At 61.3% G+C, this 14452-nt stretch carries 13 protein-coding genes; 8 read left to right on the top strand and 5 right to left on the bottom strand.

Translation table 11 applies throughout. The annotated features are described in order from the left end of the window. Window positions 1-90: 90 nt before the first annotated feature. A complete protein-coding gene (locus DKY63_RS02150; protein WP_110962590.1) occupies window positions 91-810 on the bottom strand; it encodes a FadR/GntR family transcriptional regulator in 720 nt (239 codons plus the stop codon). A gap of 186 nt (window positions 811-996) precedes the next feature. After that, a complete protein-coding gene (locus DKY63_RS02155; protein WP_110962591.1) occupies window positions 997-2733 on the bottom strand; it encodes an IlvD/Edd family dehydratase in 1737 nt (578 codons plus the stop codon). Window positions 2734-2925: 192 nt separating this feature from the next. On the opposite strand from DKY63_RS02155, the gene DKY63_RS02160 reads away from it, so the two are divergent. The 8 genes from DKY63_RS02160 to DKY63_RS02190 all read left to right on the top strand — a co-directional run bounded on the left by DKY63_RS02160 (window position 2926) and on the right by DKY63_RS02190 (window position 8847). Next, window positions 2926-4248, top strand: a complete 1323-nt coding sequence (locus tag DKY63_RS02160; RefSeq protein ID WP_110962592.1) for an MFS transporter — start codon at window positions 2926-2928, stop codon at window positions 4246-4248. Between the two features lie 146 nt (window positions 4249-4394). After that, window positions 4395-5387 (top strand): AraD1 family protein, encoded by a 993-nt coding sequence (gene araD1, locus DKY63_RS02165; RefSeq protein WP_110962593.1) that lies wholly within the window; start codon window positions 4395-4397, stop codon window positions 5385-5387. Window positions 5388-5397: 10 nt separating this feature from the next. After that, window positions 5398-6978, top strand: a complete 1581-nt coding sequence (locus DKY63_RS02170) for an aldehyde dehydrogenase (NADP(+)) (protein ID WP_110962594.1) — start codon at window positions 5398-5400, stop codon at window positions 6976-6978. Window positions 6979-7129: 151 nt separating this feature from the next. Further along, complete coding sequence (locus tag DKY63_RS02175; RefSeq protein WP_110962595.1) at window positions 7130-7468, top strand: DUF5629 family protein; 339 nt, start codon at window positions 7130-7132, stop codon at window positions 7466-7468. A 215-nt stretch (window positions 7469-7683) separates the two neighbouring features. Continuing rightward, window positions 7684-7863, top strand: a complete 180-nt coding sequence (locus tag DKY63_RS02180; protein WP_110962596.1) for a hypothetical protein — start codon at window positions 7684-7686, stop codon at window positions 7861-7863. 276 nt (window positions 7864-8139) lie between these two features. Beyond that, entirely contained in the window at window positions 8140-8265 is a 126-nt protein-coding gene (locus DKY63_RS32850; RefSeq protein ID WP_275428077.1) for a hypothetical protein, read from the top strand. Between the two features lie 115 nt (window positions 8266-8380). Then, a complete protein-coding gene (locus tag DKY63_RS02185; protein ID WP_110962597.1) occupies window positions 8381-8593 on the top strand; it encodes a hypothetical protein in 213 nt (70 codons plus the stop codon). After that, window positions 8590-8847 carry a hypothetical protein gene (locus tag DKY63_RS02190; RefSeq protein WP_110962598.1) on the top strand — a complete coding sequence of 86 codons (258 nt, stop codon included), beginning with the start codon at window positions 8590-8592 and terminating at the stop codon, window positions 8845-8847. Before DKY63_RS02185 ends, DKY63_RS02190 begins: the two co-directional genes overlap by 4 nt. Before the next feature lie 108 nt (window positions 8848-8955). Here DKY63_RS02190 and DKY63_RS02195 read toward each other — a convergent pair whose 3' ends face one another. The 3 genes from DKY63_RS02195 to DKY63_RS02205 are packed head-to-tail and all read right to left on the bottom strand — an operon-like array spanning window position 8956 to window position 14431. Next, entirely contained in the window at window positions 8956-9552 is a 597-nt protein-coding gene (locus tag DKY63_RS02195) for a glutathione S-transferase (protein WP_110962599.1), read from the bottom strand. Then, window positions 9549-13190 (bottom strand): AAA family ATPase, encoded by a 3642-nt coding sequence (locus tag DKY63_RS02200; RefSeq protein ID WP_110962600.1) that lies wholly within the window; start codon window positions 13188-13190, stop codon window positions 9549-9551. Before DKY63_RS02200 ends, DKY63_RS02195 begins: the two co-directional genes overlap by 4 nt. Continuing rightward, a complete protein-coding gene (locus tag DKY63_RS02205) occupies window positions 13187-14431 on the bottom strand; it encodes an exonuclease SbcCD subunit D C-terminal domain-containing protein (RefSeq protein WP_110962601.1) in 1245 nt (414 codons plus the stop codon). Before DKY63_RS02205 ends, DKY63_RS02200 begins: the two co-directional genes overlap by 4 nt. Window positions 14432-14452 lie beyond the last annotated feature (21 nt).

The following is a 14452-nucleotide window of genomic DNA, read 5'->3' on the forward strand; positions in this document are numbered from 1 at the left end:
TGCTCGCGATGGCGGCGGGTCAGGCAGCCAATTGTTGTCTGACCCGCCGCCATCGCGAGCAAGCTCAGCTCCTACAGGGGTATGGGGTGATCAGGCGGGATCCGTACCCAACACCACATTCAACGCATTACGCGCATCGTCCAGCTGCACCAGCGTCGCATGCCGCGCACCCAGCGCATCACGGTTCTCGATGGCGGTGAGGATCGCCTTGTGCCGTGGCAACGCCAGTTCATGCAGGTTCGGCCGCTGGTTCGAGTGTTTCAACGCTTCGGCAATCGCCACCGAGAGCATGTTGCACAAGTTGGCCAGCAAGTCGTTATGGGTGGCGTCGGCGATGCGGCTGTGGAAATCCAGGTCCGGTTGCAACAACGCTTCGGGCGTCGGTGCGGCTTCCATGCGTTGATAGGCTTCGCCGATGGAGGCGATGTCGGCATCGGTGGCGAACTGGGCGGCCAGGGCGGCAGCGGCCGGTTCGATGATGCTGCGCACGCTGGTCAACAGGTCGAAGAACTCGTTTTGCGGGCTGCTTTGCATCAGCCAGTGCAGCACGTCCGGATCGAGCATGTGCCAGTCCTTGCGCGGCTTGACCACGGTGCCGACTCGCGGACGAGAGTAAACCAGGCCCTTGGCGACCAATACACGGGTCGCTTCACGCAATACCGGCCGGCTGACCGCATATTCCTCGCATAGCAGGGCTTCGGCCGGCAGTTTGTCGTCCGGCAGGAAGCGTCCGGAGACGATGTGCATGCCCAGTTCCTGAACGATGCGCGAATGCATGCTTTTGCGATCGGAGGGTTTGCGGTAATCCATGGGAAGCGACGCGGTCCTGTGCGGAGGGATGCCGGGCATGATAACAGGCACGGCGCAATCTTGAGGCAGCTGCAAAATCAAATGTAGGAGCGAGCCTGCTCGCGATTGCGGAGTGTCAGTCAACGTAGTAGTTGAATGAAAAACCGCTATCGCGAGCAGGCTCGCTCCTACAAGGGTTTCTGGTGATCAGTGGGAGTGACGCGGCACCTCGGCCCCACGGCAACCCACGAGGAAGTCAAAGTCACAGCCCTGATCCGCCTGCAGCACATGGTCGATGTACAGCTGACGGTAGCCGCCCACCAGCAATTGCTGCGGCGGTTGCAGGTCGGCCATGCGCGCCGCCAGTTCGGCATCCGGAATGTCCAGGTGCAGGCGGCCGCTGGCGCAGTCGAGCTCGATCCAGTCGCCTTCCTTCACCGCTGCCAGAGGTCCGCCAGCCGCCGCTTCCGGCGCCACATGCAGGACCACGGTGCCGTACGCGGTGCCGCTCATGCGCGCATCGGAAATACGCACCATGTCGGTTACGCCCTGGGCCAGCAGCTTGGCCGGCAGGCCCATGTTGCCGACTTCGGCCATACCCGGATAACCCTTCGGCCCGCAGTTTTTCATCACCAGGATCGAGCTGGCATCGACTTCCAGTTCCGGGTCGTTGATCCGCGCCTTGTACATGTCGAAGTTCTCGAACACTACCGCGCGTCCGCGATGCTGCATCAGCTCCGGGGTGGCCGCAGACGGTTTGAGTACCGCACCCAACGGCGCCAGGTTGCCGCGCAGCACGCAGATCCCGCCATCGGCGCGGATCGGGTTGTCGAGGGTACGGATGACCTGGTCTTCGCCGTAGATCGGCGCGTCCTTGGTGTTTTCGCCGATGGACTTGCCATTGACGGTCAGGGCGTTCGGGTTCGGGATCAGATTCGCTTCACCGAGACGGCGCAACACGGCAGGCAAACCACCGGCGTAGTAGAACTCTTCCATCAGGAAACGCCCGGACGGTTGCAGGTCGACAATGGTCGGCATGCCGCGACCCATGCGGGTCCAGTCGTCCAGATCCAGCTCCACGCCGATACGCCCGGCAATGGCTTTGAGGTGGATTACCGCATTGGTCGAACCGCCAATCGCCGCGTTGACGCGGATGGCGTTTTCGAAGGCTTCCTTGGTCAGGATCTTCGACAGTTTCAAGTCTTCGCGCACCATTTCCACCGCGCGCATGCCGGACATGTGCGCCAGCACATAACGGCGCGCATCCACCGCCGGAATCGCCGCGTTGTGGGGCAGGGAAGTGCCGAGGGCTTCAGCCATGCAGGCCATGGTCGAGGCCGTGCCCATGGTGTTGCAGGTACCGGCCGAGCGGGACATGCCGCCCTCGGCCGCGAGGAAATCATCGATGGTGATGGTGCCGGCCTTGACCTGCTCGCTGAGCTGCCAGACCACGGTGCCGGAGCCGATGTCCTTGCCTTTGTGCTTGCCATTTAGCATAGGGCCGCCGGTGACGACGATGGCTGGCACGTCGCAGCTGGCAGCACCCATCAATAGCGCCGGGGTGGTTTTGTCGCAACCGGTCAACAGCACCACGCCGTCAATCGGGTTGCCACGAATCGCTTCTTCCACATCCATGCTCGCCAGGTTGCGGGTGAGCATCGCGGTCGGGCGCAGGTTGGATTCTCCGTTGGAGAACACCGGGAATTCCACCGGGAAGCCCCCAGCCTCGATCACCCCGCGTTTGACGTGCTCGGCGATCTGGCGGAAATGCGCGTTGCACGGGGTCAGTTCCGACCAGGTGTTGCAGATGCCGATGATCGGCTTGCCGTGGAACTGGTGGTCGGCGATGCCCTGATTCTTCATCCAGCTGCGGTACATGAAGCCGTTCTTGTCGGCCGTGCCAAACCATTGGGCGGAGCGCAGGGTGGGTTTCTTATCAGACATGATCGATTCTCTTATTGTATGACTATATTGTTCGAGCTGAGGCGTAACATAAGCGCAATTTGCGCTGTTTGGAAGTGTTGTTGGTTAAATAGTAATACTATATAGTCGTTTTCAGCGGAGGGATGGCCCTGGCGGTTTACCGTGAGAGGCGTCTCCCGAAGTTCTATAAAAACAACAATCGGAGACCGAACCATGAGCCAGGAACTGCGGCTTATTCGTCGCATCACGCTGAAACTGATTCCCTTCCTGATCCTGCTGTACCTGATCGCCTACGTGGACCGCTCCGCCGTAGGGTTCGCCAAACTGCACATGGGCGCCGACATCGGCCTGGGTGACGCGGCGTACGGCCTGGGCGCCGGGTTGTTTTTCATCGGTTACTTCCTGCTGGAAATCCCCAGCAACCTGATGCTCGATCGCTTCGGCGCGCGGCGCTGGTTTGCGCGGATCATGATTACCTGGGGTGCCATTACCATCGGCATGGCCTTCGTCCAGGGGCCCAACAGCTTCTATCTGATGCGCTTTCTGCTCGGCGCGGCGGAGGCCGGCTTCTTCCCGGGCGTGCTGTACTACATCACCCAATGGTTCCCGGTTCGCCATCGCGGCAAGATCCTCGGCCTGTTCATCCTCTCGCAGCCGATCGCGATGATGATTACCGGTCCCGTGTCCGGCGGCCTGCTAGGCATGGACGGCGTGCTGGGTCTGCACGGCTGGCAATGGCTGTTCATCGTCATCGGCACCCCGGCGATTCTGCTGACCTGGCCGGTGCTGCGTTGGCTGCCGGATGGCCCGCAACAGGTGAAGTGGATGGACCAGGCCGAGAAGGACTGGCTGACCGGCGAGCTGCAAAAAGACCTGCAGGAATACGGCCAGACCCGTCACGGCAATCCGCTGCATGCCCTCAAGGACAAACGCGTTCTGCTGCTCGCGCTGTTCTACCTGCCGGTCACTTTGAGCATTTACGGCCTGGGCCTGTGGCTGCCGACCCTGATCAAGCAGTTCGGCGGCAGTGATCTGGTGACCGGATTCGTGTCCGCCGTGCCTTACATCTTCGGGATCATCGGCCTGCTGATCATCCCGCGCAGTTCCGACCGACTGAATGACCGCTATGGCCATCTGGCTGTGCTCTATGTGCTGGGCGCCATCGGCCTGTTCCTCAGTGCCTGGCTGATCTTTCCAGTGCTGCAGTTGATGGCGCTGTGTCTGGTGGCGTTTTCGCTGTTTTCCTGCACGGCGGTGTTCTGGACCTTGCCCGGCCGCTTCTTTGCCGGCGCCAGCGCGGCGGCGGGCATCGCGCTGATCAACTCGGTGGGCAACCTGGGCGGTTACATCGGCCCGTTCGTGATCGGCGCGCTCAAGGAATACACCGGCAACCTGGCTTCGGGGTTGTACTTCCTGTCCGGGGTGATGGTCTGCGGCCTGATTTTGACCGGCGTGGTGTATCGCCAGCTGGAGCGCAAGCATGTGCTGCCGGCGGATGAGTTTGCCGCCAGTGCGCGTGGGGCTACCCGTACCTGATTACATCTACCGGCTCACTGTAGGAGCGAGCCTGCTCGCGATGGGGCCGCCACATTCAATATTTAGGGTGACTGATACACCGCTATCGCGAGCAGGCTCGCTCCTACAGGGGTGAGCGGTGTTTTGAATTCGACAGGAGAAATTTCATGCGTTTGGTTCAATTCGAATTGAGTAATGGCGAGCGCCGTGTCGGCGTGGTCGAAGGGGCGCAAGTCCTGGAAGTTCGCGGAGCACGGACGGTTCGCGACCTGGCCCTGGCGGCGATCGAGGCTGGGATCAATCTAGAGCAACAGGTGCAAGCCCTGGGGCTGGGCAACAGCCACGACTACGCCGAGCTGCTGGCACAATTGCGCATCCTGCCGCCGCTGGATCACCCGGACCCTGCACATATGCTGGTCAGCGGCACCGGCCTGACTCACCTGGGCAGCGCCTCGGCACGAGACAAGATGCACCAGCAGTCCGGCGAAGAAGCGACAATGACCGACACCATGCGCATCTTCAAGTGGGGCGTAGAGGGCGGTAAACCCGTAGCAGGGCAGGCCGGTGTGCAACCGGAATGGTTCTACAAGGGTGATGGCAGCATTGTCGTGCGCCCGGGCCAGCCGTTTCCGCTACCGCCGTTTGCCGAAGATGCCGGCGAAGAGCCCGAGCTGAGTGGCCTCTACGTCATTGGCCACGACGGCAAGCCATATCGCCTGGGCTTTGCCGTGGGCAACGAGTTCTCCGATCACGTCATGGAGCGCAAGAACTACCTTTACCTGGCGCATTCGAAGCTGCGCAGTTGCAGCTACGGCCCGGAGTTGCGCGTCGGCGAGTTGCCCGAGCATCTGGCCGGCACCAGTCGCATCCTGCGCAATGGCGAAGTGCTGTGGCAGAACGAGTTCCTCAGCGGCGAGGCCAACATGTGCCACAGCCTGGCGAACCTCGAGTATCACCATTTCAAATACAGCCAGTTCCTGCGCCCGGGGGACGTGCACATTCATTTCTTCGGCACCGCGACCCTTTCCTTCGCCGATGGCGTTCGCACGCAACCGGGAGACGTGTTCGAGATCAGCCAGGCCGAGTTCGGCGCGCCGCTGGTCAATGGCATCGCGCCGGTCGAAGCCGCGTTTGAACCCGGTACCGTCACCGCACTTTGAGGAGTCATTCATGACCCGGATTCTTGGTCACAACTACATCGGCGGCCAGCGCAGCGCCACCGGCACCGTCAAGCTGCAGAGCTTCGATGCCGAAACCGGCGAGGCGTTGCCTCATGATTTCATTCAGGCCACGCCCGAGGAAGTCGACGCCGCCGCCAAGGCTGCGGCCGCTGCGTATCCGAGCTATCGCGGCTTGAGCGGCGAGCGCCGTGCTCAGTTCCTGGACGCGATTGCCGATGAACTGGACGCGCTGGGCGATGATTTCGTCAGCGTGGTTTGCCGTGAAACCGCCTTGCCGGCTGCGCGGATCATCGGCGAGCGCGGACGCACCAGCGGCCAGATGCGCCTGTTCGCCAGCGTTCTGCGACGTGGCGATTTTTATGGCGCACGGATCGACAGGGCATTGCCTGAGCGCCAGCCGCTGCCACGTCCCGATCTGCGTCAATACCGCATCGGTGTCGGCCCGGTGGCAGTGTTCGGTGCGAGCAACTTCCCGCTGGCATTTTCCACCGCCGGTGGCGACACCGCCGCGGCCCTGGCCGCCGGTTGCCCAGTGGTGTTCAAGGCCCACAGCGGCCACATGGCCACGGCCGAGCAGGTGGCCAATGCGATCCTGCGCGCGGCGGAAAAAACCGCCATGCCGGCCGGTGTGTTCAACATGATCTACGGTGGCGGAGTCGGTGAAGTACTGGTCAAGCATCCGGCGATCCAGGCGGTGGGCTTTACCGGCTCGCTCAAGGGCGGTCGCGCGTTGTGCGACATGGCGGCGGCGCGTGCGCAGCCGATCCCGGTGTTCGCCGAGATGTCGAGCATCAACCCGGTGATTGTGCTGCCCCAGGCGATACAGGAACGCTCGGACACCATCGCCCGTGGCCTGTCGGCTTCAGTGGTTCAGGGCTGCGGTCAGTTCTGCACCAACCCCGGGCTGGTGATTGGCATTCGTTCGCCGCAATTCACTGGGTTCCTCGAACAACTGACCGACCTGATGGCCGATCAGCCGGCGCAGACCATGCTCAACGCCGGGACCCTGAGCAGTTATGGCAAGGGCTTGCAGAAGTTGCTCGAACATCCGCGCATCGAACATCTGGCGGGCCAGCCACAGCAAGGTCTCCAGGCACAACCGCAACTGTTCAAGTCTGACGTCAGCTTGCTGATCGAAGGCGACGAGGTATTGCAGGAGGAAGTGTTCGGCCCCGCCACGGTGGTGGTGGAAGTGGCGGATCAGGCGCAATTGAATGCCGCGTTGAATGGATTGCACGGTCAGCTGACCGCGACAATCATCGGTGAAGCGGCAGATTTCGAGCAGTTCGGCGAACTGACGGCGTTGCTGGAACAGAAGGTCGGCCGGATCCTGCTCAACGGCTATCCTACCGGAGTCGAAGTTTGCGATTCGATGGTCCATGGCGGTCCGTACCCGGCGACTTCCGATGCCCGTGGTACCTCGGTCGGTACCCTGGCCATCGACCGCTTCCTGCGCCCGGTGTGCTTCCAGAACTACCCGGACAACTTGCTGCCGGATGCGTTGAAAAACGCCAATCCGTTGCAAATTCAGCGACTGGTGGATGGCAAGCCATCGCGTGAGGCCCTGTAACCTGCCGTCACGCTGATCGTTCCCACGCTCTGCGTGGGAATGCCTCACCGGACGCTCCGCGTTCGGCCTTTGAATCTGGGACGCAGAGCGTCCCGGGCTGCGTTCCCACGCAGAGCGTGGGAACGATCATCATGGAGAGGGTAGGGACGCAATGAGCTATCATTGCGTTTTTCCCACCCAAAGATTGACTGCCATGACTGCTGTATCCGATACCCTTCTCAGCGCCCTTGAACACTGCGGTATGGTGGAAATCGACGGGCTGCATGCCTTCGAGTTCGCCCTTGATGTCGACGACAATCTGCACATCGAATGCATTGATGGTCGCGAGGCAAAGCACTGGGAGTTCACCCCGGCGCAAATCCAGGCCGCCAGCTTCGATCAAACCCTGCAAAGCTGGTTGATCACGGGCAGCGACGGTGAGCATCGTCTGGTGTGCATCGGCGATGTTTTCAGCGGTGACAACGAAGACGACGAGCCCGAAGCTAAGTAATTCCTGCAAAAACCACCGATGGGCGCCTTCGGTGATCTGAAGTTCCAGCTGCGACAATCGACCGCAGGCCCCGGTTTATGGGGCCTGCGGCTTTCTATCAATGAGGCTGATATTTGGTAATGCTACAAAGCATTTCAAGGCCTCGTTCCTCGAAGAGTAAGTTTGCTTCACGGCCCAACCGGGCAAGCAAGCCAACTGACTTCGAGGAGTACCCCATGAACTTCAATCTCTTCTCCGTAATCGCCGCTTCCGCCATCTCCGCTTCCGTTGCCCTGCCAGCCAGCGCCAACGTTGAAATCAGCGACAAAAAAGCCCACACCCAAAGCTACACCCAGAAATACCTGCAACAGAGCGCCAACTTCTACGCCGCACTGGATCACAAAGCCCAGCACTGAGCGTTTCTATGCGCAAGTGTAGGAGCGAGCCCTGCTCGCGATGAATGTCCAGGCGCCGCGGGCAATCAGACTGCCCACGTCATCGTTGACGACCATCGCGAGCAGGGCTCGCTCCTTCACGAACGCAGGCTTCGACAACGGCTACACATGTCGCTTCTGCATAACTCATTTCCGACAGCATTAAATGGCCACTAAGGTATCGCTTGATATCACCTTGCCACGCGTTTAAATTTGACGCGGGTTTATTGACTCCTTCAGAAGAAAAGGATCGACAATATGGCAATGCGTCTGGCTGTGGTGCTGCTCTTCCTCTATTCCACTCCGATTCTTTCCGCTGCCACGCCCATTTCCGGGGAGCCCGAGGCTGCTCGCGAACGCCTGATGAGTTTTATCGAAGACTGAAATAGTCTCCTTTAATGATCAACGCCGATGATATTCGCTATAGACAGGCGTTGTTGGTCACTGATGCTTTTTTAACCGATTCTGTGGACTCTGAAACATGTCCACGGAGTTCATCATGGCCAGCGCAATCATCACTTCTGCCAAACACGGCGCCTATGTGGCTATCGGTCTTTACCTGGTCATGGTGCTGGTTATCAGTCTTTCGCCACAGTCGCAGCAAACCATCGACCCGCCGATCCAGGTCGCCCATCCCGGCATCCAGTTTGAACACCGCGCCCAGCAGGCGATGGCTGATCAGGCTGACCTTGCGGGAGTCGGCGGAGCATGAACCGTTGCAAACTCTTGATCATTGCCTTCCTGGCGTTCATCACCAACGGATTTTCCCTGCTGGGGATTGGGAACGGTTCGATAGGCGGGGTGGCACGGGCCATGGAAGCCAATCACACCATCACGCGCAGCATTGAAATTGCCAAGGCCATGGGCATGCTGGCCGGCAACCCGCCGCACGAGCCGGAAAGCGGGTTTTTCGGACCGTTCCAGGTCGATTGCTCGGTGATCGGCATGTGTGAAGTGCTGGCGTAAATGGTTAACACTGTGGGAGCAAGGCTTGCCCGCGATGGGGCCCTCAAGGCCACCAAAAGCATCGCGGGCAAGCCTTGCTCCCACAGGTTTCGATGCCCCAAATAGCGGCTATTTCTTCATGATTGACGTGAACAATTCCGACGTCAGAAAACGCTCAAGCCAGTCCTGCAATCGTCGGTAAGGCGTCTGCGCAAACCACTCGCGATCGACATGGGCGAATTGCCGAATGAACGGCATAAGCGCCACATCGGCCAGGCTCGTGTGGTCAGCCAGCAGGTACTCGCGATCCACCAACAGCTCATCCAGCTTGCGCAAAAACACCTCACCCTCGGCGCGATAGGCCTCCATAGGCTGCTCGGGATAGCGCTCGGCGTATTTGTAGCGATTCAAATGCACTTTGAACACCTGATCGTTCTCTTCGATCAGCGCCACAATGCGTTGCGCTCCCTGCGGATGTTCCTTGAGCAACCAGTCCTGCGGGTCGTTCTGTGCCAGGGCCCAGCGCATGATGTCCAGGCTTTCATCGATCACCCGGCCATCGACGCTGAGCACCGGCACCGTGCCCTTGCCCGACAGGGCGAGCATTTCGGCGGGCTTGGCCTTGAGGCTGACTTCGACGATGTCCACGGCGACGCCCGCGTAACGCAAGGCCATTCGCGCCCGCATGGCGTACGGGCAGCGGCGGAATGAAAAGAGCGTGATCATTTCACCTCCAGGGTGCTCAGGCCGTTGCCCTGGCGTTGAACCTGAATCTGCACCGGAATCCGTTCATGCATTTCCTGAACGTGGGAAATCACCGCGACCTTGCGCCCCTGTGCCTGCAAGCCATCGAGGGCGTCCATGGCCAATTGCAGGGAATCGGGGTCGAGGCTGCCGAAGCCCTCGTCGATGAACAGCGATTCGATCTTCAGCGTGCTCGAGGCCATCGAAGCCAGGCCCAGCGCAAGCGCCAGCGACACCAGGAAAGTCTCGCCGCCGGAAAGCGAATGCACCGAACGCAGTTCGTCGCCCATCTCGGTGTCCATCACCAGCAGCCCGAGCATGCTGCCGCCGCGCTTGAGGCGATAGCGTCGCACCAGCTGGCGCAACTGCACGTTGGCGTGATGCACCAGCAGATCGAGGTTGTAGGCCTGGGCGATTTTGCGGAAGGTGTCGCCGGTGGCCGAGCCGATCAACGCATTGAGGCGCGCCCAGCGTTGATACTCGGCGTAAGCCTCGGCAATTTGCTGTGCCAGCGCCTGATTGGCGTTTTGTCGGCGCTGGTCCTCGGCCTGCTCGGCCCGCAGTTCGGCGCACGCCTGTTCGCTGACGACACACTGTTGCTGCATGTCGGTGAGGGCGGTCGCCAGTTGCTCGGCGTCCGGGTTGCCATTGTGTTGTGCCTGATGATCGAGCAGGCGCTTGTCGCGCTCCTGCAGCAGCACGCTGGCTTGTTCGATGGCTTTTTCGCTGTTCTGCAATCGCTGGCGTAGCTCGCTGACCTGGGTGTCATCGACTTGCAGCAAATCTTCGAGACCGACGTCATCCAGCTCCGGATGGCCGGCGCGCCACTCGGCAATTTTGCCGGCGAGTTCATGCACTTCGCCTTCCAGCGCTTGCAGGCGTTCTTGTCGGGCCTTGAGTTCGGCGGCGATTTGCACCCGTTGCGTGAGCACGTCCTGCAGTGCCTGGGCCGTCGTGGTCTCGGCGCTGCGAGCGGTCTCCACATCACGCTCCAGTTGCTGTTGCCATTGCTCGGCACTGGCGTGTTTCCCGAGCAACTGCGCAAGCGTGTTCTGGCTCGCTTGTTGTTGCTCGGCCTGGGCATTGAACTGCAGCTGCGCGGCCTGCAATTGCTGCTCGCGGACCTGTTGGCGATCCTGTTCTTTTTCCAGGGTCTGCTGACGCTGCTGCTGTTCGGCCAACTCTTCTTTCTGTTGCTCAAGTTGTGCCAGGCGCTCGGTGATCTGCCGGTCGAGATGGATGAAGGTAGCGGCCGGCTCGCTGCGCAGTGCCTCCAGGGTTTGCGCCGGCAGCAGGCTGGCGAAGGCGCCGAGTTCTTCGTCCAGGCGCTTGCGGTCGTTGCTCAGTTCGCGTTGTTGATTGTCCAGGTGTTGCGCCGCTTGTTGATGTGCGGTTTCCGCCTGGCGCAATTGTTGGGTCAGCCGCGCCGCATCCTGTTGCAGGGTGAGCAGGGCGCTTTGCCGCTGCTCATCCTGCATGATGCTTTGAGTCAACTGGCTGGTTTGCCGGGCAAGCCAGGTATCGCGCTGGGCAGCGTCCTGATCCAGCAGCGCGGCGCTCGACGGATGCGCTTCAAGGCTCGGGGCCAGGGCCTGGCGCTGGGTCGCCAGGTGTTCCTGCTGTTGCAGCAGCTCCTTTTGCTGGGCGATCACGCCACTGACTTCGGCGCGCAGCTCGAGGAGTTTTTCCTTGAGTTGATCGACGGCTTTCTGCGCGTTGGCCTGTTCGCTTTCGTCAAAGCGGCCGAGGCTTTGCAACAACGCTTCGGGTTGATGGTACGGATGTTCGTTGCTGCCGCAGACCGGGCACGGCTGATCGTCCTGCAACTGCGCACGCAGTTCCTCGACACTGGCACTGCGCGCCAGGCGCTGGCGTTCCAGCAGTTCGCGGGTGACGTTGAGGGTCTGTTCGGCGACGCTCAATTCGGCCTTGGTCTTGACCCCGTCCTGAGTCAGGTGTTCGCGCTCCTGCTGGGCGGTGAGCAGGCGCTGTTGCAGCTCGGCATCGCGCTTGTCCAGTTCCTGCTGGCTGGCCCGCAGGCGGGTCAGGTCTTCGATGGCCCGCAGTTGTTTGCGGTTGTCCTGCAACAGCGTGCCGAGAATGCCGATCTGCTCGGCAACGGCGTCCGGTTCGGCATCCGCTTCCTTGTACAGCACTTCCAGCTGCTGCTTCTGCGCGGTGAGGGCCTGCGCGGCAGCCGTGGCGTTTTGTTCGAGGCTGCCCAATTCCGCTTGGCCCTGATCCAGGCGATTGCCGATCAACATCAACTGTTGCAGGCGATCGCGGTAGGCACTCCAGGCATCGCTCAACGGGGCCAGATGGGTACTTCGTTCCAGCTCGGCGGCGATGCGTTGCAGGTGCTCGGCGACCTGGGTTTGCCGCTCCTGCAGGAGTTGAATGGCGCTTTGGCCCTGGGTGCAGGCCTGCTCGGCGTTGTGCCGGGTTTCAGCGCTCAGGGCAGTGTCTTTGGCCAGGCGGGCGAGGGTGCTTTGTTGTTCAAAGGCCTGACGCAGCAAGGGGGCGCTGTCGGTTTGTCGCAGCTGCGCTTCGCTCAGCGCGGTTCGGCTGGCGCTGAGTTGTTGCTCGAGTTGCGTCTGGCGTTCGCCGAGTTCCCCGTGCTGTGCGGTATGTTGGGCAATCTGTGCCGCCAGGGGTGTCAGTAGCGCATCGATCTGCGCCTTGCGGGCGAACTGGTGGCGTTGCGGTGCCAATTGCTCCAGACGTGTCAGTTTCAGGCGTTCGCCATCCAGGCTTTGCCAGTGTGTCCGGGCCGATTGCAGTTGCTCACTGGCGCTGTGTTGCGCGTCCTGCAGTTCACGCAACGCCTTGAGCCAGGTGTGCTGCAACTCCAGCTGTTTGAGCTGTGCCTGCTGCACTTTCAGTTGCTGTTGGGCGTTATTGAAGCGCTCGTCCAGTTCCGCGCGGGCTTCGGGCGCCAGTGGCGTGACACCACTGGCTTGATCCTGCAGCAACTTGTGGGCTTCGCGGGCTTCCTTGGTCTTGTCGAAGGCCCGACGTCCCAAGCGGGTGTACAACGCCGTATCGGTGAGCTTTTCCAACAGCTCGCTGCGGTCGTTGTCGTCGGCCTTTAGAAAAGCGCTGAACTCGCTTTGCGCCAGCAGCACGGCGCGGGTGAACTGTTCGAAATTCAGGCCCAGTACCGCTTCGATCCGGTTTTTGAATTCAGTCTTCTGACTGGCCAGCAGCTGATCCTGCTCGATGTCGCGCAGGCTCTGGCGACTGGCCTGCAATCTGCCGGCGGCCTTGTCACGGGCACGGTTGGCTTCCCAACGCGCGCGATAGCGGCGCCCGTCGATGCCGACAAAATCCACTTCCGCATAACCGTCCCCGGTGCCACGGCGCAGCAGCGTACGCGGGTCGCCGGTGTTGATCTCGCCATCGACATCCGGCGCCTTGGCCGAGGCCTGAACGTTGTTGAGGCGCGGCACGGTGCCGAACAGCGCGAGGCACAAGGCATCGAGCAAGGTGCTTTTACCCGCGCCGGTGGGACCGGTGATGGCGAACAGACCGGCGCTGGCCAGCGGTTCGGCTGTGAAGTCGATCTCGAAGGGGCCGGCCAGCGACGCGAGGTTCTTCAGGCGAATGGCGAGGATCTTCATGGCTGTTCGCTCTCCATCTGCACATCCTGCAGCAGTTCGGCAAAGTCCCTGAGGGTTTGCTCGTCGACCTCGCTGCCGTAGTTGTCCTGCCAGGCGCGGCTGAACAGTTCCTGGGGCGTGAGCTGGTCAAGTTCGATCAGCGTGGCGCCGTCCTCGGCGCCGTCACGGCTGCCGTTGCCGGCGTATTCGGCGGCGATGCGCACTAGGCGCACGGCCTTGCCTTGCAGGGCGGTTTCGACTTGATTGCGCAGGTCCGGTTGCGGTTCATCGAGGCGTACACGTACCTCCAGCCAGGGTTGGCGCTGGTAGTCGGCCAGCAGGTCGATGATCGGAAGGTCGGCCAGTTGCAGCAGGATTTCCGCCAACGGCGCCGGGCCGATGCGATGCAGATTCACGGCGCGGGGAATCAGTTTGGGTTCGACGCTGACCAGTTTTTCGCCGGCGAGGGTGATGTCGAGAATCTGGTGCTTGTAGCCGATTTCCGAGAATGACAGTGGAATTGGCGAGCCGCTATAGCGAATCCGCTCTTCACCGTTGACCTTCTGCGGCTTGTGCAAATGACCCAGGGCGACATAACTGATGTTCGGTCCGAACAGGCTGGCGGGCAGGGCTTCGGCATTGCCGATGATTAGGCTGCGCTCCGAATCTTCCGAGACCGAGCCGCCGGCCATGTGGGCGTGGCTGATGGCGATCAATGCCTGGCCTTTCTTGCGCTTGGCATTGGCCGCCTCGATCAACCAATCGTGAACCTGGCCAATGCCGCGCAGATAGTTGTCGCCCAAGTGCGCGCCGGTGACTTCGGCGGGACGCAGGAATGGCAGCGCCAGGCACCAGGCGGCGACTTTGCCTTTGGCATCCGGTAGCGGAAGCAGCAGGCGCTCGGCATCCAGTTGCCCGTCATCCAGCCACAGCACACGGCCCAATGCATGGGTACGCAATCGGCGCATCAGTGGCGCGGGCAACTCGATGCGTGATCCGGAATCGTGGTTGCCGGCGATCATCACGATGGTCAGCTTCGGCTGCTGTTCGTGGGCACTGACGATGAAGTCGTAGAGGCGTTCCTGGGCTTTGACCGGGGGATTGACCGTGTCAAAGATATCGCCGGCGATCAGCAGTACATCCGGCTGATCCAGCTTGAGCTGACGCAGCAGCCACTCAAGAAAACAGCCGTGCTCGAAATCGCGATCCTGGCCGTGCAGGTTCTGCCCGAGGTGCCAGTCGGAGGTGTGGAACAGACGCAAGGCGAACTCCGTGGGAAAAAG

The sequence above is a fragment of the Pseudomonas putida genome, from assembly GCF_003228315.1.
In the GTDB taxonomy this organism is placed as follows: Bacteria; Pseudomonadota; Gammaproteobacteria; order Pseudomonadales; family Pseudomonadaceae; genus Aquipseudomonas; species Aquipseudomonas putida_S.